We start from the raw sequence: 25,702 nt of genomic DNA on the forward strand, positions 1-25,702 counted from the left end.
AGTGATCAAAGAGCCTTTCCAACGAGACCGATGAGGTCGACGAGACGGTTCGAGTAGCCCCACTCGTTGTCGTACCAGGCGACGATCTTCGCCTGGTCGTCGATGACCTTCGTCAGACCGGCGTCGAAGATCGACGAGTGCGGGTCGGTGACGATGTCGGACGACACGATAGGGGCTTCGGTGTATTTCAGAATGCCCTTGAGCGGTCCCTCGGCGGCGGCCTTCATCGCGGCGTTGATGTCCGCGCCGGACGCCGACTTCGCCAGGTTCACGGTGAGGTCGGTGGCCGAGCCGGTCGGGATCGGGACGCGCAGCGCGTAGCCGTCGAGCTTGCCGGCCAGCTGCGGGAGCACCAGGCCGATGGCCTTGGCGGCGCCGGTGCTGGTCGGGACGACGTTGAGGGCGGCGGCGCGGGCCCGGCGGAGGTCCCGGTGCGGGCCGTCCTGCAGGTTCTGGTCCTGGGTGTAGGCGTGGACCGTCGTCATCAGGCCCCGGGCGATGCCGAACTCGTCGTCGAGGACCTTGGCGACGGGGCCCAGGCAGTTCGTGGTGCACGACGCGTTGGAGATGATGTTCTGGCTGCCGTCGTACCTGTCGTCGTTGACGCCCATCACGATGGTGATGTCCTCACCGTTGGCGGGGGCGGAGATGACGACCTTCTTCGCGCCGGCGTCCAGGTGGCCCTTGGCCTTGGCGGCGTCGGTGAAGATTCCGGTGGACTCGACGACGACGTCGACCCCGAGGTCGCCCCACGGCAACGCCGCCGGGCCCTCCTTGACCTCGAGGGACTTGATCCTGGTGTTGCCGACGACGATGGTGTCGTCGCCCTCGAGGGAGACGTCGTGAGGCAAGCGGCCAAGGATCGAGTCGTACTTGAGCAGGTGAGCGAGGGTCGCGTTGTCGGTGAGGTCGTTGACCGCAACGATCTCGATGTCGGTGGTGCCGAGTGCCTTCTGCGCATCAACGGCCCTGAAGAAGTTACGTCCGATACGACCGAAGCCGTTGACGCCTACCCGAACTGTCACAATTCGCTCCTTTGCCAGTTTTCGTGTGCAGGTGATCAGATGTGTGCCACAGCCTAGTGCCGCTGCTGAGGCAGGCCGCACAGCTTCCCTGGTGGGGTCGCCCACCCCATTCTTCCCGCAACAAACGGTGACCGCAGATCCAAAACCGGGACGAGCCCGTCAGGCCTCGTCCAGCAGTTCCGCTGTGACCGCGGACTCCGTGTCGGGGATGCCGGTCTCCTTCGCCTTCCGGTCCGCCATCGAGAGCAGTCGGCGGATCCGGCCCGCGACGGCGTCCTTCGTCATCGGCGGATCGGCGAGCTGGCCGAGTTCCTCGAGCGAGGCCTGACGGTGCTGCACGCGCAGGCTGCCCGCGGCGGCGAGGTGATCCGGCACGTCCTCACCGAGGATCTCGAGTGCCCTCTCCACCCGTGCCGCGGCCGCCACCGCGGCCCGCGCCGAGCGACGCAGGTTCGCGTCGTCGAAATTGGCGAGGCGGTTCGCGGTCGCCCGCACCTCGCGGCGCATCCGGCGTTCCTCCCACGTCAGCCGGGTGTCCTGGGCGCCCATGCGGGTGAGCAGCGCACCGATCGCGTCGCCGTCGCGCACCACCACCCGATCGGCGCCGCGGACCTCACGTGCCTTCGCGGAGACACCGAGCCGGCGGGCCGCGCCGACCAGCGCCAGTGCCGCCTCGGGTCCGGGACAGCTGACCTCGAGCGCCGACGACCGGCCCGGCTCGGTCAGGGAGCCGTGCGCGAGGAAGGCCCCGCGCCACGCGGCTTCCGAATCGACGACGCTGCCGCCGACGACCTGCGCGGGCAGTCCGCGCACCGGCCGACCGCGCAGGTCGAGCAGACCGGTCTGCCGGGCGAGGGCCTCGCCGTCCTTGGTGACGCGCACGATGTAGCGCGAACTCTTGCGCAGACCACCGGCGCCGAGCACGTGGACGTCGGCGCCGTAACCGTAGAGGTCGTAGATCTCGCCGCGCAGTCGCCGGGCCGTGGAACCGAGGTCGACCTCGGCCTCGACGACGACCCGGCCGCCGACGATGTGCAGTCCGCCCGCGAAACGCAGCAACGACGACACCTCCGCCCTGCGCGCGGACACCTGGGTCACGACGAGCCGACTCAGCTCGTCCTTGACCTCTGCTGTCATTGCCACGAAGTGGACTCCCTTCCCGTGTGTGACGATTCGTGCTCGCGGTCGTCGGCGGCGCGACGGTCCCGCGTGAGTGCCGCGGCCACGATGTGGTCGAGCGCGGCGGCGAGTTTGGCCGGGTCGTGCGTCGAGGGGCCGGCCGCGACGTCGGCGTAGCCGACGGTGGCACCGAGACGGGCGGCGGCGCGGCACAGGTGGTCCCGTTCCCGGCCCTCCGGGACCGACACCGAATCGACCAGGACGTCGTCGACCACCAGATCCGGCGCATGCTGCGCCAGGACGTGCAGGTGTCGCTCCGCGGAGAAGCCGGCGGTCTCGCCCGGTTCGGGAGCGAGGTTGAGGATCAACGCCTTGCGGGCCGACGTCTCCCGCAGCGCCGCCGCGAGCTCCGGGACCACGACGTGCGGAATCACACTGGTGAACCACGATCCCGGACCGAGCAGCACGAGGTCCGCCCGGTCGATGGCGGCGAGGGCTGCGGGGGTGGCCGGCGGGTCCGTCGGCACCAGCCGGACCCGGCGCACCTGCCCCGGTGTGGTCGCGACGGCAACCTGGCCGCGGATGGTGCGGCACACCCGCGGGTCGGCCTCGAGGCCGGCGACATCGGCTTCGATGGCGAGCGGGATCGGGGACATCGGCAGCACCCGACCCCGGATGCGCAACACCCGGGCCACCTCGTCGAGCGCGCTGACGGTGTCACCGAGGACCTCCGTCAGTCCGGCGATGATCAGGTTCCCCACCGAATGACCGGCCAGCGCGCCGGTTCCACCGAAACGGTGTTGCAGCGTCGTCGTCCACGTGTCCACGTCGGGGTCGTCGGCGGCGAGGGCGGCCAGCGCCATCCGCAGGTCACCGGGTGGGATCACGCCGAGCTCGGACCGCAGCCTGCCCGACGAGCCTCCGTCGTCCGCGACGGTCACGACTGCGGTGACGTCGTCACCGAGCCGCCGCGCCGCACTGAGTGTCGCGAACAGACCGTGGCCGCCGCCGAGGGCCACGATCGACGGCGAGGCATCACCGTTCGGCCCGAGACCGTTCGCTTCCACCACCGTCATTCGCGCCCCAGATCGCGGTGCACGACCTTGACGGTGGCGGCGGTGTCGGCCGCGATCCGGGCCGCGAGGGCCTCCGTCATCGCGACACTGCGGTGCTTGCCGCCGGTGCATCCGACCGCGATCGTCATGTAGCGCTTGCCCTCCCGGCGGTAACCGTTCGTCGTCAACTCGACGACGTGGTGATAGGTGTCGAGGAAGTCCTCGGCGCCGTCCTGTCCCAGGACGTAGTCCCGCACCGGCGCATCCTGTCCGGTGTGCTCGCGCAGTTCCGGCACCCAGTGCGGGTTGGGCAGAAACCGTACGTCGCAGACCAGGTCCGCGTCCATCGGCAGCCCGTACTTGAATCCGAACGACTGCACCGTCACCGCGACCGACGGCACGGAACCGCCCCCGAACGCGGCCTCCACCCGGTGCCGCAATTCGTGCGCCGACAGCGCGGACGTGTCGATCACGAGGTCCGCCTCCGCGCGCACCGACGCCAGCCGGACGCGTTCCGAGGCGATGCCCTCGATCAGTGTGCCCTCACTGCCCTCGCTCTGCAGCGGATGGCTGCGGCGATTGTGCTCGAAGCGGCGGACCAGCACCGGATCGGACGCCTCGAGGAACAGCACCCGGGTCCGCGTCGCCTTCGCGGCGACCTCCTTGATCACCGGCGCGAGTTCGCCGGAGAACCGGCGGCTGCGGATGTCGATCACGACGGCCAGCTTCGGAATCCGCGACGTCGGCGTCAGTCCCAGGTCGACCATCCGGGTGATCAGCTCCGGTGGCAGGTTGTCGGCGACGTACCAGCCCATGTCCTCGAGCACCTTCGCCGCCGTGCTCAACCCGGCACCCGAGAGCCCGGTCACCAATGCGACGTCGATGTCCGACTGATCGTCCACGTTCTCCGTCACTCGACGTCCGCCCTCCCAGATTCCGCTGTCACCGATCCCGCCTCATCATCCCCCACCCGAACCGAATCGTCGGTTTCGCCGACCGTGGTGTCCTCGTTCAAGGCCGCGAGCACCGACCGTGCGGTGGCGATCCCGACCCCGGGTACCGCGATGATCTCCTCGACAGTGGCCTCTCTGAGCTTGGCGACGGAACCGAAGTGGGTGACCAGCGCGGTGCGCCGCGTCTCCCCGAGACCTTTCACCGAGTCCAGCGCAGACGCCGTCATCCGGCGGGAACGCTTGCTGCGATGGAAGGTGATCGCGAACCGGTGCGCCTCGTCGCGGACGCGCTGGAGCAGGTACAGCGCGTCGCTGGTGCGCGGCAGGATCACCGGATCCTCGTCGCCCGGCACCCACACCTCCTCGAGCCGTTTCGCCAGGCCGACGACGGCGACGTCGGTGATGCCCAGTTCGTCGAGCACCGCGGCCGCGGCGGTCACCTGCGGACGGCCACCGTCGACCACGAAAAGGTTCGGCGGATACGCGAACCGTCGCGGACGCCCCGTCGCGGGATCGAGCGCCGCGGCCGGCGACAGGTCCCCGCCGTTCGTATCGTCCGGCATCCCCGCGGACGCGCGTGCGGCGTCGTGCGCGTGCCGCAGGAACCGCCTGCGGGTGACCTCGGCGATCGACGCGACGTCGTCGGAGCGGCCGTCGCCCGCGGCCTCCCGGATGGCGTAGTGCCGGTAGTCCGACTTGCGGGGCAGGCCGTCCTCGAACACGACCAGGGACGCCACGACGTCGGTGCCCTGCACGTGACTGATGTCGATGCACTCGATGCGCAGCGGCGCCTCGTCGAGATCGAGTGCGTCCTGGATGCCCTGCAGGGCCGCGGACCGGGACGTCAGGTCCCCCGCGCGCTTGAGCTTGTGTTGGGCGAGAGCTTCTTTCGCGTTCCGCTCGACGGTGTCCGCGAGCGCCTTCATGTCGCCCCGCTGCGGTACCCGCAACGACACCGCGGATCCGCGGAGCCCGCTCAACCAGCGCTGCAGCTCGTCCGCGTTGTGCGGGAGCACCGGCACCAGGACCTCGCGGGGCACGACGCTGCCCTTGTCCGCCTGCAGTCCCGGTTCGTCGGTCAACGCGGCCTGCTCACCGTAGAACTGGGTCGCGAACTCCTCGACCAGGTCTGCGGTGTCGCCGTCGCCGGACAGCTCGACCACCCAGCCGCGCTGACCGCGGACCCGGCCGCCCCGGACGTGGAAGACCTGCACCGACACCTCGAGCTCGTCGGCCGCGAAGGCGACGACGTCCGCGTCGGTGCCGTCGCCGAGCACGACGGCCTGCTTCTCCAGCGCCTTGCGCAGTGCCCCGAGATCGTCGCGGAGCCGGGCCGCACTCTCGAAGTCGAGGTCGTCGGAGGCGCGCTGCATGCGGATCTCGAGTTCCCGCACCAGCTTGTCGGTGCGCCCGGACAGGAAGTCGCAGAAGTCCAGGACGATCCGACGATGCTGCTCGGCGCTGACCCGCCCGACGCACGGCGCCGAACACTTGTCGATGTAGCCGAGCAGACAGGGCCTGCCGATCTGGTTGTGCCGCTTGAAGACTCCGGCCGAGCAGGTGCGGGCCGGGAACACCCGCAGCAGCAGGTCGAGGGTCTCGCGGATCGCCCACGCGTGGGAGTAGGGGCCGAAGTACCGGACGCCGCGGCGTCGCGGTCCCCGGTACACGAACAGCCGCGGGTACTCCTCGTTCAACGTCACCGCGAGAACCGGATAGGTCTTGTCGTCGCGGTACCGGACGTTGAACCGCGGATCGAACTCCTTGATCCAGTTGTACTCGAGTTGCAGCGCCTCGACCTCGGTGCCGACGACCGTCCACTCGACACTGCCCGCCGTGGTGACCATCTGCCTGGTCCGCGGATGCAGCGAGGCGACGTCCGCGAAGTACGAGTTCAGGCGACTGCGCAGGCTCTTCGCCTTGCCCACGTAGACGACCCGCCCATGCGGATCGCGGAACTTGTACACGCCCGGCTGCGTCGGGATCGATCCGGTAGGGGGACGGTAGGTGGCGGGATCGGGCACGAATCCAGGTTAGTCGGAAGTCCCGACAGCGCCGTCGGCGCTGTCGGGACGGCACCGCCGTCGACGCTGTCGGGACGGCACCGCCGTCGACGCTGTCGGGACGGCACCGCCGTCGGGCTACTCGCCGGTGGTGGCGTAACGGGCTTCGAGCGCCCGGAACGACCGGACCGCCTCGACCGCGTGCTCACGGTCGTTGGACTGGATCGCCATCACGGGGATGTACTCGTCGTCCGGTAGTTCGATGCGCGCCCAGGCGGCACCGTCGGGGAACGACAGTCCCCGGACCAGGTCCCAGTCGACGCGGCGTTCACCGAACGCGTTGCGGACCAGCACGCCGTCCTCGCCCGCCCGCAGTCGCGGTCGGGTGAGGAGCATGACACCCCCGCCGAGGGCGAGGCCGATGCCGGCCATCGCGATCTGGTCGATCGCGCGGAAGTAGACGCCGGTCGCGGAACTGCGCAGCGCCGCGCCCAGCACCACGAACAGCACGACACAGACCACCGCCACGCCGGTCGCGTAGCGGGCGGACTTACGCGACCGGACGTCGAGTTCCCACGCGGTCACTTTCCGCCGGCCCGATCGCGCAGGTTCTTCAGCGTGACCGCGGTGTCGATCGCCGCGGCGCACGCCTGCCCGCCCTTGTCCTCCACCGACCCGGGCAGACCGGAACGGTCCCGCGCCTGCTGCTCGTTGTCGGTTGTCAACACGCCGTTGGCGACGGGGGTGCCCTCGTCCAGGGAGACCCGGGTGAGGCCGTAGGTGACGGCGTCGCAGACGTACTCGAAGTGCGGGGTGCCGCCTCGGATGACGACACCGAGCGCGACGACCGCGTCGTGGCTGCGGGCGAGCTGCTGTGCGACCACCGGCAGTTCGATCGCGCCGGCCACCCGGACGAGGGTGACGTCGTCGATCTGCGCCTGCTTGGCGACCCGCTTGGCGCCGTCGATCAGCGCCTCGGAGATCTCGGGATGCCAGGACCCGGCCACGATCGCGAGGGAGAGGTCCTTCGCCTGGCCGAGCTGCAGTTCGGGAAGTCCCTCGCCGCTCACACCGCACCGCCCTTCTCGTATTCGTCCAGACCGATCAGGTCGTGGCCCATGCGGTCCCGCTTGGTCCGCAGGTAGGTCAGGTTCTCCGCGTTCGCACGCAGCGGCATCGGCACCCGCTCGAGGATCTGCAGCCCGTATCCGTCGAGCCCGACGCGCTTGGCGGGGTTGTTGGTCAGCAGCCGCATCGAGGTGATGCCGAGGTCCACCAGGATCTGTGCGCCGATGCCGTAGTCGCGGGCGTCGGCGGGCAACCCGAGTTCGAGGTTGGCGTCGACGGTGTCGGAGCCGGCGTCCTGCAACTGGTACGCCTGCAACTTGTGCATCAGGCCGATGCCCCGGCCTTCGTGCCCGCGCATGTAGAGCACCACTCCGCGACCCTCGGTGGCCACCATCTCGAGCGCCGCGTCGAGCTGAGGTCCGCAGTCGCAGCGCAGGGACCCGAACACGTCACCGGTCAGGCATTCGGAGTGCACCCGCACCAGCACGTCGGACCCGTCGCCGTCGGGCCCGAGCAGATCGCCCCTGACCAGGGCCACGTGCTCGACCTCGTCGTAGATGCTCTGGTAGCCGACGGCGATGAACTCGCCGTGCTGGGTCGGGATCCGCGCCTCGGCGACCCGCACGACGTGCTTCTCGTGCTTGCGACGCCACGCGATCAGGTCCGCGATCGAGATCATCGCCAGGTTGTGGTCGTCGGCGAACACACGCAGTTCGTCGGTCTGGGCCATGTGGCCCTCGTCCTTCTGGCTGACGATCTCGCAGATCACACCCGCCGGCCGCAGGTCCGCCATCCGGGCGAGATCGACGGCCGCCTCGGTGTGGCCGGGGCGGCGCAGCACGCCGCCCTCCTTGGCCCGCAACGGCACCACGTGGCCGGGGCGGGTGAAGTCCGCGGCGCCGGATGTGGGGTCGGCGAGCAGGCGCATCGTCGCGGCGCGGTCCGACGCCGAGATGCCGGTGCCGATGCCTTCCTTCGCGTCGACGGTGACGGTGTACGCCGTGCCGTGCTTGTCCTGGTTCGACGAGTACATCGGCGGCAACCCCAGCCGGTCGCAGTCCTCGCCGTCGAGCGGAACACACAGATAACCGGAGGTGTAGCGGACCATGAAGGCCACCAGTTCCGGCGTCGCCTTCTCGGCGGCGAAGATGAGGTCTCCCTCGTTCTCGCGGTCCTCGTCGTCGACCACGACGACCGCCTTGCCTGCCGCGATATCGGCGACGGCGCGCTCGATACTGTCGAACCTGGTCACGTGCTGCGCTCCATCATTCGTGAATGTTCCGTGCACCCTCTCGAGGTGCACCTCAACAGTACGACCCCACGCCTGTGAGGCCGTCATCGTGTCCTACCTACCGGCCGCCTGCAGCCGCTCGACGTACTTGGCGATCACGTCGACCTCGAGATTGACAACGGTGCCCGGCGTCGCGGTGCCCAGGACGGTCAGCGCGAGCGTCGTCGGGATCAGTGAGATCTCGAACCATTCGCCGTCCTGTGCGTCACCCCCGAGGGCGGAGACCGTCAGCGAGACACCGTCGACGGTGATCGAGCCCTTCTCCACGACGTAGCGCGAGATCGACGCGGGCAGCGAGATCCGCACGACTTCCCAGTTCTCGGACGGGGAGCGGCTGATGATCGTGCCGGTGCCGTCGACGTGGCCCTGCACCAGGTGCCCGCCCAGCCGGCTGTTCAGCGCGGCGGCACGCTCGAGGTTCACCCTGCTGCCGACGACGAGGGCGCCGAGGCTCGAACGGTTGAGGGTTTCCGCCATCACGTCGGCGGTGAAGGCTTCCCCGTCGAGGACGTCGACGACGGTCAGGCACACACCGTTGACGGCGATGGAGTCGCCGTGGCCGGCGTCGGAGGTGACGAGCGGTCCGCGAACCGTGAACCGGGCCGCGTCGGCCAGGTCCTCCTTGGCGACGATCTCGCCCAGTTCTTCGACGATGCCGGTGAACACTGTTTCTGCTTCTCCTCGTGTGAAATCGGTCATGTTCTCGGGTCCCGTTCCGGTACCAGGGTCAGGAGCAGGTCGGAGCCGATCTGTTCGACCGACTCCCGCTCGAATCGGAGTGCCCGAGCGATGGTGCCGACACCAGCATCCTCCACGGCGGCGGCGCCCGCACCGAGCAGTACCGGTGCCAGGAACGCCTGGACGCGGTCGACCAGTCCCGCGGCGAGGAACGCCCCGGCCAGGTGCGGGCCTCCCTCGAGCAGCACGTCGGGCCGGTCGCCCAGGGCCGCGACCACCTCGTGGGGGTCGCGGGTGCGCAGCACCAGCGTCTCGGCGGCGTCGTCGAGGATGCGGGACGTGGCCGGGATCTCCCGCTCACCGACGACCACCCGCAGCGGCTGGCGGGCCGCCGGCGAGCCGTCGGGTTCCCGTGCCGTCAGCCACGGATCGTCGGCGAGGACGGTGCCGGTGCCGACGACGATCGCGTCGAGTTTCGCGCGGTCGGCGTGGACCCGCGCGCGGGCCTGCGGTCCGGTGATCCACTGGCTGGTGCCGTCCGCGGCGGCGCTGCGTCCGTCGAGGGTCGCGGCGAATTTCCAGGTCACGTGTGCGCGCCCGGTGCGCTGCCGGTGCAACCACGCGCGCAGCGGGCCCTGCTCGACGAGGTCGGCGCCGACGCCCGCGACGACGTCCACCCCGGCCGTCCGCAGAGTCTGCGCGCCGCCGGAGGCCGCCGGATTCGGGTCCGCCGCGGCGTACACCACGCGGGCGATGCCGGCCTCGAGCAGGGCGACCGCGCACGGACCGGTGCGTCCAGTGTGGTTGCACGGTTCGAGGGTGACGACCGCGGTCCCACCTCGGGCCCGGCCACCCGCGGCCCGCAACGCCATCACCTCGGCGTGAGGTCCGCCGACCGGGCTGGTGGCACCGACCCCGACGACGGCACCGTCGGTGTCGAGAATCACGGCGCCGACCGGCGGGTTGGGGCTGGTGGTGCCGCGCACCCCTTCGGCGGCGTCGATCGCGACCTGCAGCGCGGTCAGCTCCTGGGCCGTCGCCGGCACGTCACACGGCCAGTGTCAGGTGGGATGACGCCGACGCCGCCTGCGCGCGCAGCTTGCGCACCGCCTCGCCGGGGTCGGCGGCGCCGTAGACGGCGGAACCGGCGACGAAGCAGTCCACCCCCGCCTCCGCGGCGGCCTCGACCGTGTCGGCGTTGATGCCGCCGTCGATCTCGACGATCAGGGTCAGTTCACCGGAGTCGACGAGCTTTCGGACGGCGCGGGCCTTGCTCAGCACCTCCGGCATGAAGGACTGGCCACCGAAGCCGGGCTCGACGCTCATCACGAGCAGCGTGTCGAACTCCTTCAGGATCTCCAGGTACGGCTCGATCGGGGTACCCGGCTTGATCGACAGACCGGCCTTGGCACCGGCGGCACGGATGTCGCGGGCGACGGCGATCGGGTCGTCGGTGGCTTCGGCGTGGAAGGTGACGTTGTGGGCGCCCGCCTCCGCGTACGGCGGCGCCCAGCGGCCCGGGTCCTCGATCATCAGGTGACAGTCGAGCGGAATGTCGGTCGCCTTGAGCAGCGACTGCACCACCGGCAGTCCGAGCGTCAGGTTCGGCACGAAGTGGGCGTCCATCACGTCGACGTGCAGCCAGTCGGAGCCGGCGACGGCGGCGGCCTCGTCGGCCAGTCGGGCGAAGTCCGCGGACAGGATGGACGGAGCGATCATCGGGTGAGCCACACCGGCGAGTTTAGTGGGTGGCCGAACCACTCTCGTCGGGGCTGACCCGCAGGCGTTTCGGTGCCTTCAGGCGCCACGCCTCGGTGAGGAGTTCGACCAGTTGGTCGTGGTCGACGGTCTCGAGATCGACGAGGATCGCGCCGTATCCGTCGTAGTGCGGGGTGGTGTGGAAAGCGGGATCGCCGGACGCCAGCAGTGCCTCCTTCTCGTCGAGCCCGCACATCAGGACCAGCCCGCCCTCGGCTTCGGATCGCAGGCGGGCGAACCCCTTCCCCGCGACCTTCAGTGCCGGGGTGCGGTACCAGGTCGATTCCTCGACTTCGGGCAGCCGGCTCGCGGCGGCGACGACGTCGTCCCAGGTGTGCATGGATCCAGTGTGCGCCGGACAGACCTCGACGACCCGGAACAGCTCAGGTTGTAACGCTTGATACATTTCCCGATGTGACCGAAGATTCCCCCGCACGTTCGCGCTGGATCGTCCAGATAGTGAAGCTGGCCGCGCAGCCCTCGCGGCATCGCGTCGCCGTCTGGCGTGAGCTCCGCAAGATCGGGGCGCTGTCGCTCGGCCAGGGGGTGTGGGCGGTGCCCGACCTCCCGGTGTTCGCTCCCGGTCTCGCGCGGGCCAGGGAACTCGCCGAGCGCGCGGACGGCGAGACGGTCACGTTGCAGGCCGCCGGGGTCACCGCCGACGACAGCGCCCGGTTCGAGGCGATGTTCACCGCCGCCCGCGAGGACGACTGGTCCGAGTTCCTGTCCGACTGCGCCAAGTACGAGGCCGAGCTGGACAAGGAGATCCACCTCGGCAAGTTCACCCTCGCCGAGCTCGAGGAGGAGGAACAGAGCCTCGAGCGGCTGCGTCGGTGGCATCGGGACGTCAAGGCCCGCGACGTGTTCGGCGCTCCGAGCGCGGCCGCGGCGGCAGAGCGTCTCCGGCACTGCACCGACCGGCTGCACGACTACACCGAACGGGTCTTCGAGGCACTGCACGGCACCGCCGAGGACACACTGCACGGCACCGCCGAGGACACACTGCACGGCACCGCCGAGGACGCGACCACCGAGGAGTCGGCATGAGCACCCCCGCGGCCGGCCGGTGGCAGTTGTGGCCGCTGTACGCGGCCGGTTTCACCACCGCGTTCGGTGCCCACTCCGTGGCGGCGACCCTCGGCGCGGAGGGAAGCGACCTGTTCGGACCGGAGGGAAGCGACCTGTTCGGCCCTGCGGGGAGCGAGCTGCACACGTCGTTGCTGTACCTCGGTCTGCTGCTCGCCCTGTACGACGGCGCCGAGGTCGTGCTCAAGCCGGTGTTCGGCACCCTCGCCGACAGGGTCGGCGCGCGTCCTGTGATGATCGGCGGCCTGGTCGCGTTCGCGGTCTGCTCGGCGCTGTTCGTGATCGCCGACGACGCCGGCTGGCTGTGGTTGACGCGTCTGGGGCAGGGCGCGGCGGCGTCGGCCTTCTCCCCCGCCGCGAGCGCACTCGTCGCGCGGTTGAATCCGAGCGTGTCCCACGGGCGGGCGTTCGGCAGTTACGGCTTCTACAAGAGCCTCGGATACACCCTCGGACCGCTGCTCGGTGGCGTCATCGTGTGGATCGGTGGCCTGCCCGCGCTGTTCGTGGTGCTCACGGCGCTCGCGGCCGCGGTCGCCGTGTGGGCCGCGGCGGCGGTCCCGTCCGTGCCGCCGCTGCCGAAGTCGCGGCAGACCGTCGTCGACCTGGCCCGCCGTCTCGCCGATCGTACGTTCCTCGGACCGACCGCGGCCCTCGCCGCCGCGACCGCGGCCCTCTCGGTCGGCGTCGGCTTCCTGCCGGTGTCCGGTGCCGCTGCGGGACTCGGCCCCGTGGCCACCGGCGCGGCGGTCTCCGTCCTCGCCCTCACCGCCGCCGTCGTGCAGCCCCGCATCGGCCGGGCCTTCGACGCCGGTCGCTTCTCGGCCACCGCCGGGATGACTGTCGGGCTGGTGATCACCGCCGTGGGTCTCGCGCTCGCGACGGTGCCGGGGCCGGCCGGTGTCCTGCTCGCCGCGGTCGGGATCGGCGTCGGCACCGGTGTCATCACCCCGCTCGGGTTCGCCGCCCTCGCGTCGTCGACACCGCCGGAGCGGATGGGGCAGACGATGGGCGCCGCCGAACTCGGCCGCGAGCTCGGCGACGCCGGTGGGCCGCTCCTGGTCGCGGGAGTCGCCGCGGCCGCGACGCTCACCGCCGGCTACGCGGCCCTGGCCGTCGTGGTCGCCCTCCTGCCCGCGACCCCGCAGCTGCGCCGCACCCGGGTGCCGTGAGTCCTTCCGGCCCCCGTGCGGGCCGGAAGGACTCACGGCACCCGGTAGGTCCAGGCGGGATTCGTGAACTTGGTCTCCACCAGCTCCCTCGCGGCGGCCAGCTCGGCGTGGGTGTAGGTGCTCGTCCGGGTGTCGTAGCGGACGCGGAAGTGCGCGAGGAACGCAGCGATGATGTCGGCGCGGGACATACCGGTCTGCGAGCGCATCGGGTCGACTCGCTTGCCGGAGCTGGTGATGCCCTTGTCGGAGATCTTCTCGCGCCCGATGCGCAGGACCTCGGTCATCTTGTCGGCGTCGATGTCGTACGACATCGTCACGTGGTGCAGCACCGCGCCGGCGGCGAACCGCTTCTGCGCCGCCCCGCCGATCTTGCCCTGCTCCGAGGCGATGTCGTTGAGCGGCACGTAGCGGGCCTTGATCCCGACGTCGGCGAGCGCGCCCATCACCCACTGGTCGAGGAACTCGTACGACCGCTCGAAGCTCAGGCCGTCGACGAGGGAGGTCGGCACGGACAGCGAGTACGTGATGCAGTTGCCCGGCTCCATGAACATCGCGCCGCCACCCGAGATGCGGCGCACGATGCCGATGCCGTGCCGGGCAGCGGCCTCCTCGTCGACCTCGTTGCGGACCGACTGGAACGAGCCGATCACCACCAACGGCGAATCCCAGTCCCAGAACCGCAGCGTCGGGGGGCGTTCCCCGGCCGCGACCTCACGGGTGATCACCTCGTCGAGCGCGACGTGCATCGCGGGGGCGAGGACCACCGGTTCGATCACGTCGAAGGTGTGGTCGAACCAGCTCGTGGCGTGCCCGAGTGCCCGCCGGATCGCGATACCCACCGATTCGGGGCTGAACCCGATCATCGACACCTCGTCGCCGAGGGAGTCGGAGATCGCCTGGCCGAGCGCAGTGGCGTCGGCGGTCGTGGGCATGCCGACGACCGCGGCGACGATGTCGTCCAGGGCGTCGTCCGGTTCCAGGAAGAAGTCCCCGGACAGCGCCACCCGCGTGAGCCGGTCGTCCAGGGCCTCGACGTCGACCGCGACCAACTTGCCCCCGGGAACCTTGTACTCGCCACGCATCACTGCAGATTATCGGGTGCGGTGGCGGCCGGTTCCGGCCCTCAGCTCGCGGGGTCCAACTCGACGTCGACGGCAACCGCCCCGGACGCGTCCCGGCTGCTGACCGCGTGCCCGGTCCGCGTCCCGCCGGGCAGGTGGACGACGATCGGCCCGCCCGCACCGGTGAAGTTGCGCCACCACGACTTCTGGTCGGCCATCGCCACGCCGATACGCAGGTGGTCACCGCGCCGCGAGTAGGAGACGGGCAGCTCGACGTGTCGACCGGACCTACGGCCGGTGTAACCGATCACGACGAGTCCGCGGCCCAGCCACCGTCCGACGACGGGAAGACCGAGAGCGGGAACGACGAGGCGGTTGGCGGCGGCGGCCGTGCGCGCGAAGACACCCATGTCCGCGAGTGTGCACCGTCCGCGACGGTCCGGCCACTCCAGCTCACGGGTCACCACACACCCGGTACTCGCCGCGCGTCACCGCAGCGTGTCTAGCATCGAGGACATGCGAGTGATGCGTATCACCACCAACCTGCCGGTGGCCGACATCGACAGCGCGAAGTCGTTCTACACCGACTACCTCGGACTGAGCACCGAGGAGTTCAACCTCGGGTGGGTCGCCCGCTTCACCGACCCCGACACCGGAGCCCATGTCCAGCTCGTCACCGGCGACGCCACCGCGCCCGAGGACTCGGTGATGTCCCTGCACGTCGACGACCTCGACGCCGCGTACGAGGACGCGGTCCGCCGGGGCTACGAGATCGTGCACCCGCTGACCACCGAGGAGTGGGGTGTGCGGCGGTTCTTCGTCCGGGCCCCCGACGGCACCGTGATCAACGTCGTCGCGCACCACCACTGAGCTCGGGCGTCACTCCGGCTTGCGCAGCGCCGCCAGGAACATCGCGTCGGTGCCGTGCCGGTGGGGCCACAGCTGCACCCCGGGGCCGGCGCCGATGTTCGGGACGTCGGGCACGAATGCGCGGGTGTCGAGCGCTTCGACACCGTGCCGCCGGACGGCGTCGGCGACGACGGCCGCGGTCTCGGACAGGTGCGGCGAGCACGTCGAGTACAGGACGACGCCGCCGGGCCGGACCAGGGAGATCGCGGACGCGAGCAGCTCGCGCTGCAGGGTGACGAGTCCGGCCACGTCGGAGGGCTGACGCCGCCAGCGCGCCTCGGGGCGACGGCGCAGCGCGCCGAGTCCGGTGCAGGGGGCGTCGACGAGGATCCGGTCGTATCCGGGCGTCAGGCCGGGGTCGCGGCCGTCGGCGACGTGCACGTCGACGGGCAGCCCGCGGGTGGTCTTGCGGACCAGGTCGGCGCGGTGCGGGGCGGGTTCGACGGCGTCGACGCGGGCACCGTCGATGTCGGCGAGCGCCCCGAGGAGCGCGGCCTTGCCGCCGGGACCGGCGCACAGGTCGAGCCAGCGTCCGCTGTCGGTGCCGGTGACCGGTGCCAGGGTGAGTGCGCGCGCGACCAGCTGACTGCCCTCGTCCTGCACCGCCGCCAGGCCCTCGCGGACCAGTTCGAGGAGGCCGGGGTCGCCGCCGTCGAGGTGCACCGCGTACGGCGAGTACGGGCCGACCTCGCCACCGGTGATCAGTGCCAGTTCCTCGGCGGAGATCTCACCGGGCCGGGCGACCAGGTGCACGGCGGGACGGGCGTCGTCGGCGGCCAGCACCTGTTCGAGCTCGGCGGCGTCCGGTCCGAGCGCGTCGGCGAAGGCCTGCGCGATCCACACCGGGTGGGCGTACCGGAACGCCAGGTGCCCGATCGGGTCGCGACCCGCGTCGGGGGCGAGCCGGGCGACCCACTCGTCCTCGGACTTCTCCGCCACGCGTCGCAGTACCGCGTTGACGAAACCGGCTCTGCCGCCGCCGAATTCGGTACGCACGAGGTCCACGGAGGTGTCCACCGCGGCGTGTGAGCCGATCCGGGTGCGCAGCAGCTGGTAGGCACCGAGCCTCAGCACGTCGAGCAGCGGTCCGTCGATCTCCTCGACGGGGCGGCCCGCGCCGGCGGCGATGACCGCGTCCAGCAGACCCTGCGCGCGGCACGCGCCGTAGGTGAGTTCGGTGGCCAGCGCGGCGTCGCGACCGTCGATGCCGCGCTCGCGCAGCAACGCGGGCAGCACCAGGTTCGCGTACGAGTCACGTTCACGGACCGCGCGCAGCACATCGCGGGCCGCGAGCCGGGGCTTGTCCACACCCGCGCCGTCGGGCCGCTTCGCCTGCCGGGGACGAGTGTTGGGCCGCTTGACGTTTCGGCCTGAGTTGTCGCCGCGGTTGCCGCGGGAGGGACGTCGGGACTCGGTCATTGTGCACGCACCTCGGGGTCGAGGCGCGCGCCGCGCGCCCAGTCTGCAGCTGCCATGAGCTTCTTTCCTTGCGGCTGAACCTGACTCAGCCGTACCGGCGTGGTGGCCGTGCCGACGTAGCAGCCGTCCTTGCGCACCAGGAACTGTCCCGGTTCGAGCGGCGCGTCCAGTGCGTCGGCCGGCTCCACCGGGGCGACCTTCAGCCGCAGGTCACCGACCTGGGTCCACGCGCCGGGCGCCGGGGTGACGGAACGGATCCGGCGGTCGACGACTGCGGCGGGCAACGTCCAGTCCACCCTGGCCGACTCGACCGTCACCTTCGGCGCGTGCGAGACGCCGTCGACGGACTGCGGAACCGCGTGCAGCGCACCGTTCTCGATGCCGTCGAGGACGGATTCGAGGAGCACGGCGCCGCTGTCGGCGAGCCGGCCGAGCAGCTCACCGGCGGTGTCGGTGTCGCGGATCCGCTCGGTCGCGACGCCGAACACCGGACCGGTGTCGAGGCCCTCCTCGAGCTGGAACACGCTGGCACCGGTCATGTCGTCGCCCGCGGCGATCGAGGCCTGCACGGGCGCCGCGCCGCGCCACGCGGGCAGCAGCGAGAAGTGCAGGTTGACCCAGCCGTACTTCGGCACGTCCAGGACGGGCCGCGGCAGCAGCGCGCCGTAGGCGACCACCGGCGCGCAGTCCGGGGCCAGCTCGGTCAGCCGCGACAGGAAGTCGGAGTCGGACGCCCGTGTCGGGGTGAGCACCTCGATGCCGTGCTCGTCCGCGAGCATTCCCACGGGTGAGCGGGTTACCTTGCGGCCGCGGCCGGCGACGGCGTCGGGCCGGGTCACCACGGCGACGACCTCGTGCCGGCTCGACGCCAGCAGGCGCGCCAGGGACGGCACGGCGGGATCGGGTGTGCCCGCGAAGACGATCCGCATGTCAGCGCACCCCCGCGTCGGCACCGAACCAGTCGGATTCGCGGATGGTGCGCATCGCGGCCTTCCGATCCGCCGGCTCCATCCGTGACAGGAACAGCACGCCGTCGAGGTGGTCGGTCTCGTGCTGGACGCACCGCGCCATGATTCCGCTGCAGTCGAACGACACCGGCTCGCCGTGCTGGTCGACGCCCCGCACCCGCACGTCCGTCGCCCGTCGGACGTCGGCGCGTACACCGGGGATGGACAGGCAGCCCTCGGGGTCGACCTGCTCCTCGGCGCCGAGCACCTCGTACGTCGGGTTCACCAGGTGGCCGAACATGCCGCCGCAGTCGTACGCGAAGACCCGGAGCGAGACGCCGATCTGCGGTGCCGCGATCCCGGCGCCGCCGCGGTCGCGCATGGTGTCGACGAGGTCGGTCACCAACTGCGCCAGCTCGCGGTCGAAGTCGACCACCTCGTCCGCTCGGGTCCTCAGAACGGGATCGCCGAAGAGGCGAACGGGCTGGATACTCACAGGGCTGCTCCCGGGAAGGTCGACGAGACGGTCGAGAACATTCTAGGGATGTCCCGGCCCGCGTCCCGCAGGCCCGATCAGCGACCGACCATTCCGGCCATCCCCGTCCCGAGCGGGACCGCCGTGCACTCGGGGTCGGGGGCGGTCGGGTCGAGGGCCTGCAGCACCAGCCCGACGGTGTACGGGTCGTACACCATGTTCATGTGACCGGTCATGTTCTGCGGGCAACGGTCCTGGACCAGGACGTTGACCGCTCCCGGATCACGCAGCGCGACGTTGGTGTACGGCTGGATCATCTCGTCGTAGCGGGTGCCGATCGTGGTGTACCGCACACCGGGGACGGTGTCGCCGCCGGCGTTGAGGTCCGTCAGGAAGTCCGATCCCTGCGCCTGCTGGGCGACCGCCGTCGTGGTGAACAGGCTCGCCACCTCGAGTCCGCGGGGTACCGCGTCGGCGGCGGGGACGAGTCCGTAGAAGACGCCACCGTAGGTGGGGGACGCCACGCCGACCCAGCGGTCGACGACGGCGGCGCCGCCGAGCCGATTGAGGAAGTACCGCGTCACCGTCGCGCCCTGGGAGAATCCGACCAGGTCGACGCGGGCGGCGCCGGTCGCGGCGAGTACCCGGTGCACGAAGTCCGCGACCTGGCCGGCGCTGAGGTACATGTCCTCGGTGCCGAACGAGGTGGCGCCCTCCTTGGCGCCGTAGTTGACCGCGAACACGCAGCGGCCCGCGTCCCGGAGTCGCGGCGCGATGTCCGCCCAGTCGGAATAGGCGTTCGAGTCGCTGCCGTGGGCGAGGACCACCGGATTCGGGTGCGTCGCCGTCGGCCGGCAGGTGAAGTCGTTGACGCCGGGTGGCGCGCTCCCGGGATGGAGGTCGGCGTAGTCCGCGGCCGCTGCGTGGGTGGTCTGTGACGGGCCGGGAATCGTCGGGGTCTGCGAGACGGACGCGGCCCCCACGGCACCCGCCCCCGACGACAGTGCCCCCGACGGCACCGTCAGTGCAGCGGCGAGCGCCGCGGTCACCGCTCCCCTGATGCTCATGTTGGACTCCCCTGCCGATGTGACTGGTGCCCATCATCGTCGCGGGTGCGGGGTTGTGACAGACCCCTCTGTCACTTTTCCGTGCCGGGGCCGGCTTCGTCCGTGTGCCCGGCCTCGTCGGCGAGGATGCGGTAGATCGCCCGCCGCGCCTCGGTGAGCACGTCACCGGCGGCTTTCGCCTGCTCCGGGGTGCCGACCGCGGCGACCTGACGGACGGCGCCGGCCAGTTGGGTCGTGAGTGCGCGCAGCTCCTGGGCGGGCCTGCCGACGGCGGCCTTGATCTCGTCCCACGGGTTGCCGAGCTCGTCGCGGTGCTCCTCGACGTAGGCGGTTCCGGACTCGGTGAGCCGGGCGGTCTTGCGACCGTCCACCTTGTCGATCAGGACGAGACCCTCGTCCTCGAGCTGCGCGAGGGCCGGGTAGATCGAGCCGGGGCTCGGCTTCCAGACGCCGCCCGAACGTTCGGCGATGCGCTGGATCAGTTCGTAGCCGTGCATCGGTTCCTCGCCGAGCAGCAGCAGTACCGCCGACCGCACGTCGCCACGCCTGCCGCGTCCACCGCGCCCGCGCCCCCGGCCGAGACGCTCGTCCATCGGCCCGTGACCTCGCCGGGGACGACCGTGCATTCCGGGGCCGAAACCGTCACCGGGACCGAAGCCCTCACCGCCGCCGAAACCGGGACCGAAACCCTCGCGACGACCGACCCGGCCCACGCGTCCGGGACGCGGTCGGCGTCCTCGATGATCGAAATTCCGCTGGATGTTCTCCATGATTCGTGTCCTCTCGTGTGAGTCCGTGTCCGAACTCCTTTCGTTTACGTTATCGACGATATATCGCCAATGCGTCGATATCAAGGGTGACCATGCTCATACCGAAAAAAAATGGCGGCCGATCAGCCGATCCGAAGGGGATCCACCTGCACCCGCGCCGGTCCCGACTCGCGCCGCGCACCACGGATCGCCTGCGCGTCCCGCAGTGCCCGCGCCAGCGACGCACCGGCTCCGCGCGGCACACGCAGCAGCATCCGCTCGACCTCGTCCGGCTCCGGGTCGTCTCCGCCGAACGGCAGCCGCTCCCCCGGCGGCAGCGGCACCGGCCCGAGCACCTCGACCGCGTCCGGCAGCTGTGCCGCAGCCAGCAGGCTCTCGATCGCGGCGTGCCCGCCGTCGACGGCGGCCATGTGCACGGTCGGCGGGAACCGGACCTCGGCCCGCTGCGCGAGCTGCGACTGCGCCGCGCCCACCGGATCCCACCGCACCAGCGCCTGCACGACCGGGAGCGACGAGTCCGCGACGACCACGACCCGGCCACCGTCGCCCGCGGTCCGGACGAGGGCGCCCGCGGTCATCCAGCGCCGCAGCGTCTCCTCCTCCGCCCGCAGATCGGCGCGCCCCAGCAGCGCCCATCCGTCCAGCAGCAGCGCGGCACCGTAGCCGCCCGGCATCACCGGTTCGGCACCGACCGTCGAAACAACCAGTGCAGCACCGGGTTTCACCGACTTCAGCACCTCTGCACCGCCGGAGGTACGCACCGGGACACCCGGGAACGCGCGGCCGAGCTCCTCGGCGGTGCGGCCCGCGCCGACGACGACCGCCCGCAGCTGACGCGACCCGCACACCCCGCACCGGTGGGTCGCGTCCGCCACCCCGCACCACCGGCAACTGGGTGTCCCCGCGCCGTCCGGCCCGGCCGCCGACGGCAGAGCGAGCGGACCGTTGCAGCGGCGACACCGCGCCGGCGCCCGACACTTCCCGCACGCGAGGGACGGCACGTAGCCACGCCGGGGCACCTGGACCAGCACTCCCGCTCCGGCGGCGAGGGCTTCCCGCGCCGCTGCGAACGCGATCGCGGGAAGGCGGGCCGCCCGCGCACCCGGATCGCGGGCCAGGGCGTGGTCGCTGTCGGCGAGCGCGGTCACCTTCGGGGCCCGCGCCCGCACCACCGGGCGGTCCGCGACGAGGTCGTTCGCCCACCCCGAGTCGACCAGCGCCTGCGCCTCGACGGTCCGCGAGTGGGCGCCGAGCAGCACCGCACAGCCGGACGCATGGGCGCGCAGCAACGCCACCTCACGGGCGTGGGGATACGGGGCGCGGGGTTCGGCGTGCAGATCGTCGCCGTCGTCCCACAGCGCGATCAGCCCGATGTCGGGCACCGGGGCGAACACGGCACTGCGGGTGCCGACCACCACCTTCGCCGTACCCCGCAGCGCGGCCAGCCAGCGCCGGTACCGCATCGCGGGGCCCAGACCGGCCGCCAGCGGCACCACGAGGTCGTCGCCGAGCAGGTCGACACACGCGGCCGCGACGCGGTCGAGGTCCTTCTGGTCCGGCACGACGAGGACCGCGGACCGGCCGGCGCGCGCGGTCACCGCGGCGAGTTCGGCGAGGCGGGACGGCCAGTCGTCGCCAGGCAGCGCCTGCCACACCGCTCGCGGGCCGCGTCCGGCCGACACCGCGGACACGAAACTGTCGCCGTACCGGTAGGCCGCCCATGCCGCAGTGTCGACCTCGGCGTCCGCGACGGCCGGGGCGGGCGGCGACTCGGCCTCCACCCGAGCGTGGCGCGGCGGAATCGCCAGTCGGAGCACGTCGGCCCTGGTCCCCGCGTACCGGGCGGCCACGGCGTCGACGAGCGACGCGATCTCCGACGTCAGGACGGGTTCCCCGGACACCACCCGCTCGAGGAACCCCAGCTTGCCGGGATGGTCACTGGTCGCGGCGCGTCCCAACAGGAATCCGTCCACCAGCCGTCCCGCGAACCGGACCCGGACCCGGACCCCGGGCCTGGCCTGCTCGTCCAGCTCACGCGGGATCAGGTAGTCGAACTCGCGGTCGAGGTGCGGCAGCGGCAGCATCGGGAGGACCCGCGCGACCGGCAGCTCGGCCGCGGCCTCGCGGGCGGCGGTCACCCGGCCCACCGAAGACACGAGCCGCCCACCGGTGTCGGTGGGCGGCTCGGACTACAGACCATCTAGAGCCCGGCGGCCGCGCGCAGCTTCTCGGCGCGGTCCGTGTGCTCCCACGGCAGGTCGATGTCGGTGCGGCCGAAGTGGCCGTACGCGGCGGTCTTCGCGTAGATCGGGCGCAGCAGGTCCAGATCGCGGATGATCGCGCCGGGCCGCAGGTCGAAGATCTCGGAGATCGCCGACTGGATGCGCGCCGGGTCGGTCTTCTCGGTGCCGAACGTCTCGACGAACAGCCCGACCGGGGCGGCCTTCCCGATCGCGTACGCGACCTGCACCTCGATGCGGTCGGCGAGGCCCGCGGCGACCGCGTTCTTCGCGACCCAGCGCATCGCGTACGCCGCGGAGCGGTCCACCTTCGACGGATCCTTGCCGGAGAACGCGCCGCCGCCGTGACGGGCCATGCCGCCGTAGGTGTCGACGATGATCTTGCGGCCGGTCAGACCCGCGTCGCCCATCGGGCCACCGAGGACGAACTTGCCGGTCGGGTTGACCAGCAGGCGGACGTCGGAGGTGTCCAGCGACGGCACGTCGATGTCCGCGAGGACCGCGCCGAGCACCTTCTCCCGGATGTCCGGTGTGAGGAGGTTGTCGAGGTCGATGTCCGCGGCGTGCTGCGTGGACACCACGACGGTGTCGAGGCGGACGGCCTTGTCCCCGTCGTACTCGATGGTGACCTGCGTCTTGCCGTCCGGCCGCAGGTACGGCAGCACACCCGTCTTGCGGACCTCGGTGAGGCGACGCGAGAGCCGGTGCGCGAGCGCGATGGGCAGCGGCATCAGCTCGGGGGTGTCCGTGCAGGCGTACCCGAACATCAGACCCTGGTCGCCGGCACCCTGACGATCGATGTCGTCGTCGGAGCTGCCCTCGACCCGCGCTTCGTGGGAATGGTCGACGCCCTGGGCGATCTCCGGCGACTGCGCGCCGATCGCGATGTTGACTCCGCACGAGTTGCCGTCGAAGCCCTTCGCGGACGAGTCGTAGCCGATCTCGAGGATCTTGTCGCGCACGATGGTCGGGATGTCCACGTACGCGGACGTGGTGACCTCACCCGCGACGTGCACCTGGCCGGTGGTCACCAGCGTCTCGACCGCGACGCGGCTGCGCGGGTCCTGCTCGAGCAACGCGTCGAGCACGGAGTCGCTGATCGCATCACAGATCTTGTCCGGGTGCCCCTCGGTCACGGACTCACTGGTGAATAGCCGACTACCGGACTTGGTCACAGAACTCCCTCTCGCCAACTGAAGATGTGCATCGGACAAGACCCTAAGGCCTGATAACGCGGTGAAGAACAATTCGAATCACGGCAATTGCGGTGCAGCCGCCGCTCATGACCCACATTACGAGCTTCGGGTGTCACGTGGCAGCGCCACCCCCGGACGACGCCGACACCAGATCCGCGACGGCGTCGAGTACGCGACTGGCCATCAGCGACTTCGAGCCGTGCGCGAGGGCCCGCTCGGTGCCGTCGGTGCCGAGCAGCCAGCCGTCGTTGCTGTCGACCTCGAACGCCTTGCCCTCGCCGACCGCGTTCACGACGAGCAGGTCGCAGCCCTTGCGGGCGAACTTCGCCCGGGCATGGGTGAGGACGTCACCGTCCGCGTCGCCCGTCTCCGCGGCGAAGCCGACGATCCGGAGCCCGGCGGGCAGGTCGCCGTCACGCCGGGCCTGGACGAGCCCGGCGAGGATGTCGTCGTTACGGGTCAGCGGGATGCTGTCCGGCTCGTCGGCACCCTTCTTGATCTTGGCAGCGGCGACGGTGGACGGCCGGAAGTCGGCGACGGCGGCGGACATCACGACGGCGTCGGCGGAGGTCGCGGCCTTGTCGACCACCACCTTCATCTCCTGCGCGGTCTTGACGCGGATCACGTCGACGGCGGCGGGGTCGGGCAGCTCGGCGGTGTACCCGGCGATCAGGGTGACCCGGGCCCCGCGCTGCGCCGCGAGCCGGGCGATGGCGTAGCCCTGCTTGCCGGAGCTGCGGTTGCCGAGGAAACGGACCGGGTCCAGGGGTTCGCGGGTTCCGCCCGCGGAGACGACGATCCGGGTGCCCTCGAGGTCCCGGGGCAACGCGTCCGGCCGCTCCATCAGCAGGTTCGCCAGTCCGGCGATCTCGTCGGGCTCGGGGAGCCGGCCGGCGCCGGTGTCCTTGCCGGTGAGGCGCCCCGACGCGGGCTCGATCACCACGACGCCGCGGGACCGCAGCGTGGCGACGTTCGCCACGGTGGCGGGGTGTTCCCACATCTCGGTGTGCATCGCGGGCGCGAACAGCACGGGGCAGCGGGCGGTCAGCAGCGTGGCGGTCAGCAGGTCGTCGGCGCGACCGTGCGCGGCGCGTGCCATCAGGTCGGCGGTGGCGGGCGCCACGACGACCAGGTCCGCCTCCTGCCCGAGCCGCACGTGCGGCACCTGCGGGACGTCGGCGAACACACCGGTCTGCACCGAGTTGCCGGACAACGCCTCGAAGGTGGCTCGCCCGACGAACTCCAGGGCGGACTCGGTCGGCACCACCCGGACGTGGTGTCCGGCCTCGGTGAAGCTGCGGACGAGCGAACAGGCCTTGTATGCAGCGATACCGCCGCCCACCCCGACGACGATGCGTCGCGGCGAGCCGGCGGTATCGAATTGCGAATCCGTCACGGACGTCACAGTATCCGTTCGGTGGCGCTGTGAAGGGAGCGGGTCACTCGCCCTCGGTGTGCTCGAGCAGGTCGGAGTGGATCTCGCGCATCGCGATCGAGAGCGGCTTCTCCTGCAGACCCGGCTCGACGAGCGGGCCGACGTACTCGAGGATGCCGTCGCCGAGCTGGTTGTAGTAGTCGTTGATCTGACGCGCACGCTTGGCCGCGTAGATGACCAGCGCGTACTTCGAAGAGGTGCGCTCGAGCAGCTCGTCGATCGGCGGGTTGGTGATGCCCAGCGGGGTGTCGTACGCCGGGATGCCGTGACGGTCGGTCGCGACGGTGGTTGCGCTCACTGGCGAGTCTCCTAGTGGTGCGATTGTGGTGCGGTTGAGAACAGACGAAATTACGACAAGCGGTGCTATTGCTGGTTGCCGACCAACAAGGATACCAACTCGTCGCAAGCTCGGTCGACGTCGTGGTTCACGATCACCTCGTCGAACTCGTCCTTGGCATCCAGCTCGACCCGCGCGGTCGCCAATCTCCGTGCGACCGCCTCCTCGGATTCGGTACCGCGGGACGTCAGGCGCGAGACCAGTTCGTCCCAACTCGGCGGCGCCATGAACACCAGCACCGCCTCCGGCATCGCGACCCGCACGGCGCGGGCGCCGGCCAGGTCGACCTCTACGAGGACCGGGTGGCCGGCGGCGAGGGCCTGGTCGACCGGCGCGGCCGGCGTGCCGGACCGCTGCAGTCCGCCGTGGATCTCGGCCCATTCGAGCAACTCCCCGGCGTCGATCATCCGGTCGAACTCGGCGGCGGTGACGAAGCGGTAGTCACGTCCGTCGACCTCGCCGGGGCGAGGCTCTCTCGTCGTCGCAGACACGCTGAAGACCAGGTCGGGCAGCCGGTCGTGCAGTTTGCGCACGACACTCGACTTGCCGACGGCGGAGGGGCCGGCCAGTACCACCAGCCGGCCCCTCCGCGTGCCACCGGCCGAGGCGGCCGGGACGGTCTTGCTGCCTGACACGTTGCG

The 25,702-nt window shown here is 71.1% G+C and carries 27 protein-coding genes; 3 read left to right on the forward strand and 24 right to left on the reverse strand.

What is annotated here, in order from left to right:
* Positions 1 to 5: 5 nt before the first annotated feature.
* From gap to ACFYVR_RS01760, 12 genes are all read right to left on the reverse strand, one after another.
* Complete coding sequence (gap, locus tag ACFYVR_RS01705) at positions 6 to 1,025, reverse strand: type I glyceraldehyde-3-phosphate dehydrogenase (RefSeq protein WP_387468955.1); 1,020 nt, start codon at positions 1,023 to 1,025, stop codon at positions 6 to 8.
* 159 nt (positions 1,026 to 1,184) lie between these two features.
* Positions 1,185 to 2,162 carry a DNA-binding protein WhiA gene (whiA, locus tag ACFYVR_RS01710; RefSeq protein WP_387470270.1) on the reverse strand — a complete coding sequence of 326 codons (978 nt, stop codon included), beginning with the start codon at positions 2,160 to 2,162 and terminating at the stop codon, positions 1,185 to 1,187.
* The gene (yvcK, locus tag ACFYVR_RS01715) at positions 2,159 to 3,220 is read right to left on the reverse strand and encodes a uridine diphosphate-N-acetylglucosamine-binding protein YvcK (RefSeq protein WP_387468957.1); all 1,062 of its coding nucleotides are present in this window, start codon (positions 3,218 to 3,220) and stop codon (positions 2,159 to 2,161) included. The genes whiA and yvcK overlap by 4 nt, the downstream gene beginning before the upstream one ends.
* Positions 3,217 to 4,113, reverse strand: coding sequence for an RNase adapter RapZ (gene rapZ / locus ACFYVR_RS01720; protein ID WP_387468959.1), 897 nt, complete (start codon positions 4,111 to 4,113; stop codon positions 3,217 to 3,219). Before rapZ ends, yvcK begins: the two co-directional genes overlap by 4 nt.
* Positions 4,110 to 6,176: an excinuclease ABC subunit UvrC gene (gene uvrC, locus ACFYVR_RS01725; RefSeq protein ID WP_387468961.1), complete on the reverse strand. Its 2,067-nt coding sequence runs from the start codon at positions 6,174 to 6,176 to the stop codon at positions 4,110 to 4,112. Before uvrC ends, rapZ begins: the two co-directional genes overlap by 4 nt.
* Before the next feature lie 117 nt (positions 6,177 to 6,293).
* Entirely contained in the window at positions 6,294 to 6,740 is a 447-nt protein-coding gene (locus ACFYVR_RS01730; RefSeq protein WP_387468963.1) for a PH domain-containing protein, read from the reverse strand.
* Positions 6,737 to 7,225, reverse strand: a complete 489-nt coding sequence (ribH, locus tag ACFYVR_RS01735; protein ID WP_387468966.1) for a 6,7-dimethyl-8-ribityllumazine synthase — start codon at positions 7,223 to 7,225, stop codon at positions 6,737 to 6,739. Before ribH ends, ACFYVR_RS01730 begins: the two co-directional genes overlap by 4 nt.
* Positions 7,222 to 8,475, reverse strand: a complete 1,254-nt coding sequence (locus ACFYVR_RS01740; RefSeq protein ID WP_387468968.1) for a bifunctional 3,4-dihydroxy-2-butanone-4-phosphate synthase/GTP cyclohydrolase II — start codon at positions 8,473 to 8,475, stop codon at positions 7,222 to 7,224. Before ACFYVR_RS01740 ends, ribH begins: the two co-directional genes overlap by 4 nt.
* 93 nt (positions 8,476 to 8,568) lie before the next feature.
* On the reverse strand, positions 8,569 to 9,180 hold the full coding sequence (locus ACFYVR_RS01745; RefSeq protein ID WP_387470272.1) for a riboflavin synthase: 612 nt from the start codon (positions 9,178 to 9,180) through the stop codon (positions 8,569 to 8,571).
* Between the two features lie 29 nt (positions 9,181 to 9,209).
* Positions 9,210 to 10,238: a bifunctional diaminohydroxyphosphoribosylaminopyrimidine deaminase/5-amino-6-(5-phosphoribosylamino)uracil reductase RibD gene (gene ribD, locus ACFYVR_RS01750; protein WP_387468970.1), complete on the reverse strand. Its 1,029-nt coding sequence runs from the start codon at positions 10,236 to 10,238 to the stop codon at positions 9,210 to 9,212.
* Position 10,239: 1 nt separating this feature from the next.
* Positions 10,240 to 10,923 (reverse strand): ribulose-phosphate 3-epimerase, encoded by a 684-nt coding sequence (gene rpe / locus ACFYVR_RS01755; RefSeq protein WP_387468973.1) that lies wholly within the window; start codon positions 10,921 to 10,923, stop codon positions 10,240 to 10,242.
* Positions 10,924 to 10,933: 10 nt separating this feature from the next.
* Complete coding sequence (locus ACFYVR_RS01760) at positions 10,934 to 11,290, reverse strand: MmcQ/YjbR family DNA-binding protein (protein WP_387468975.1); 357 nt, start codon at positions 11,288 to 11,290, stop codon at positions 10,934 to 10,936.
* A 74-nt stretch (positions 11,291 to 11,364) separates the two neighbouring features.
* Between ACFYVR_RS01760 and ACFYVR_RS01765 the strand changes: the two genes are divergently transcribed.
* Complete coding sequence (locus ACFYVR_RS01765) at positions 11,365 to 11,997, forward strand: Chromate resistance protein ChrB (RefSeq protein ID WP_387468977.1); 633 nt, start codon at positions 11,365 to 11,367, stop codon at positions 11,995 to 11,997.
* Positions 11,994 to 13,205 carry an MFS transporter gene (locus ACFYVR_RS01770; RefSeq protein WP_387468979.1) on the forward strand — a complete coding sequence of 404 codons (1,212 nt, stop codon included), beginning with the start codon at positions 11,994 to 11,996 and terminating at the stop codon, positions 13,203 to 13,205. The genes ACFYVR_RS01765 and ACFYVR_RS01770 overlap by 4 nt, the downstream gene beginning before the upstream one ends.
* A 32-nt stretch (positions 13,206 to 13,237) precedes the next feature.
* Here the strand turns inward: ACFYVR_RS01770 and ACFYVR_RS01775 are convergent, their stop codons facing one another.
* Both ACFYVR_RS01775 and ACFYVR_RS01780 read right to left on the reverse strand, forming a co-directional pair.
* A complete protein-coding gene (locus ACFYVR_RS01775) occupies positions 13,238 to 14,287 on the reverse strand; it encodes a biotin/lipoate A/B protein ligase family protein (protein WP_387468981.1) in 1,050 nt (349 codons plus the stop codon).
* 41 nt (positions 14,288 to 14,328) lie between these two features.
* Complete coding sequence (locus ACFYVR_RS01780; RefSeq protein ID WP_387468983.1) at positions 14,329 to 14,676, reverse strand: hypothetical protein; 348 nt, start codon at positions 14,674 to 14,676, stop codon at positions 14,329 to 14,331.
* Between the two features lie 106 nt (positions 14,677 to 14,782).
* Here ACFYVR_RS01780 and ACFYVR_RS01785 point away from each other — a divergent pair, with 106 nt between their 5' ends.
* Positions 14,783 to 15,136, forward strand: a complete 354-nt coding sequence (locus ACFYVR_RS01785; protein ID WP_387468985.1) for a VOC family protein — start codon at positions 14,783 to 14,785, stop codon at positions 15,134 to 15,136.
* A 9-nt stretch (positions 15,137 to 15,145) separates the two neighbouring features.
* Here ACFYVR_RS01785 and ACFYVR_RS01790 read toward each other — a convergent pair whose 3' ends face one another.
* The 10 genes from ACFYVR_RS01790 to gmk form a co-directional block, all read right to left on the reverse strand.
* A complete protein-coding gene (locus ACFYVR_RS01790) occupies positions 15,146 to 16,594 on the reverse strand; it encodes an RsmB/NOP family class I SAM-dependent RNA methyltransferase (RefSeq protein ID WP_387468987.1) in 1,449 nt (482 codons plus the stop codon).
* Positions 16,591 to 17,523 carry a methionyl-tRNA formyltransferase gene (gene fmt, locus ACFYVR_RS01795; protein WP_387468989.1) on the reverse strand — a complete coding sequence of 311 codons (933 nt, stop codon included), beginning with the start codon at positions 17,521 to 17,523 and terminating at the stop codon, positions 16,591 to 16,593. Before fmt ends, ACFYVR_RS01790 begins: the two co-directional genes overlap by 4 nt.
* A gap of 1 nt (position 17,524) precedes the next feature.
* Positions 17,525 to 18,037 carry a peptide deformylase gene (gene def, locus ACFYVR_RS01800; protein WP_387468991.1) on the reverse strand — a complete coding sequence of 171 codons (513 nt, stop codon included), beginning with the start codon at positions 18,035 to 18,037 and terminating at the stop codon, positions 17,525 to 17,527.
* A 77-nt stretch (positions 18,038 to 18,114) separates the two neighbouring features.
* Complete coding sequence (locus ACFYVR_RS01805; RefSeq protein WP_387468993.1) at positions 18,115 to 19,083, reverse strand: esterase/lipase family protein; 969 nt, start codon at positions 19,081 to 19,083, stop codon at positions 18,115 to 18,117.
* A 71-nt stretch (positions 19,084 to 19,154) separates the two neighbouring features.
* Positions 19,155 to 19,853, reverse strand: a complete 699-nt coding sequence (locus ACFYVR_RS01810; RefSeq protein ID WP_387468995.1) for a PadR family transcriptional regulator — start codon at positions 19,851 to 19,853, stop codon at positions 19,155 to 19,157.
* 122 nt (positions 19,854 to 19,975) lie between these two features.
* Complete coding sequence (locus tag ACFYVR_RS01815; RefSeq protein ID WP_387470274.1) at positions 19,976 to 21,937, reverse strand: primosomal protein N'; 1,962 nt, start codon at positions 21,935 to 21,937, stop codon at positions 19,976 to 19,978.
* A gap of 116 nt (positions 21,938 to 22,053) precedes the next feature.
* Complete coding sequence (metK, locus tag ACFYVR_RS01820; RefSeq protein ID WP_387468997.1) at positions 22,054 to 23,268, reverse strand: methionine adenosyltransferase; 1,215 nt, start codon at positions 23,266 to 23,268, stop codon at positions 22,054 to 22,056.
* Positions 23,269 to 23,401: 133 nt separating this feature from the next.
* Positions 23,402 to 24,694 (reverse strand): bifunctional phosphopantothenoylcysteine decarboxylase/phosphopantothenate--cysteine ligase CoaBC, encoded by a 1,293-nt coding sequence (coaBC, locus tag ACFYVR_RS01825; RefSeq protein ID WP_387468999.1) that lies wholly within the window; start codon positions 24,692 to 24,694, stop codon positions 23,402 to 23,404.
* Between the two features lie 34 nt (positions 24,695 to 24,728).
* Entirely contained in the window at positions 24,729 to 25,022 is a 294-nt protein-coding gene (rpoZ, locus tag ACFYVR_RS01830) for a DNA-directed RNA polymerase subunit omega (protein ID WP_378506277.1), read from the reverse strand.
* A gap of 65 nt (positions 25,023 to 25,087) precedes the next feature.
* Positions 25,088 to 25,636, reverse strand: coding sequence for a guanylate kinase (gene gmk / locus ACFYVR_RS01835; protein WP_387470276.1), 549 nt, complete (start codon positions 25,634 to 25,636; stop codon positions 25,088 to 25,090).
* Between the last annotated feature and the right edge of the window lie 66 nt (positions 25,637 to 25,702).

The organism is Rhodococcus sp. NPDC003318 (assembly GCF_042879035.1).
Taxonomy (GTDB): domain Bacteria; phylum Actinomycetota; class Actinomycetes; order Mycobacteriales; family Mycobacteriaceae; genus Rhodococcus_G.

Coding starts and splice junctions, on each gene's coding strand:
- whiA (WP_387470270.1), bottom strand. CDS start 2,162: ATGACAGCAGAGGTCAAGGACGAGCTGAGTCGGCTCGTCGTGACCCAG.
- yvcK (WP_387468957.1), bottom strand. CDS start 3,220: ATGACGGTGGTGGAAGCGAACGGTCTCGGGCCGAACGGTGATGCCTCG.
- ACFYVR_RS01760 (WP_387468975.1), bottom strand. CDS start 11,290: ATGCACACCTGGGACGACGTCGTCGCCGCCGCGAGCCGGCTGCCCGAA.
- ACFYVR_RS01770 (WP_387468979.1), top strand. CDS start 11,994: ATGAGCACCCCCGCGGCCGGCCGGTGGCAGTTGTGGCCGCTGTACGCG.
- ACFYVR_RS01775 (WP_387468981.1), bottom strand. CDS start 14,287: ATGCGTGGCGAGTACAAGGTTCCCGGGGGCAAGTTGGTCGCGGTCGAC.
- ACFYVR_RS01780 (WP_387468983.1), bottom strand. CDS start 14,676: ATGGGTGTCTTCGCGCGCACGGCCGCCGCCGCCAACCGCCTCGTCGTT.
- ACFYVR_RS01785 (WP_387468985.1), top strand. CDS start 14,783: ATGCGAGTGATGCGTATCACCACCAACCTGCCGGTGGCCGACATCGAC.
- ACFYVR_RS01790 (WP_387468987.1), bottom strand. CDS start 16,594: ATGACCGAGTCCCGACGTCCCTCCCGCGGCAACCGCGGCGACAACTCA.
- fmt (WP_387468989.1), bottom strand. CDS start 17,523: ATGCGGATCGTCTTCGCGGGCACACCCGATCCCGCCGTGCCGTCCCTG.
- ACFYVR_RS01805 (WP_387468993.1), bottom strand. CDS start 19,083: ATGAGCATCAGGGGAGCGGTGACCGCGGCGCTCGCCGCTGCACTGACG.
- ACFYVR_RS01810 (WP_387468995.1), bottom strand. CDS start 19,853: ATGGAGAACATCCAGCGGAATTTCGATCATCGAGGACGCCGACCGCGT.
- ACFYVR_RS01815 (WP_387470274.1), bottom strand. CDS start 21,937: ATGCTGCCGCTGCCGCACCTCGACCGCGAGTTCGACTACCTGATCCCG.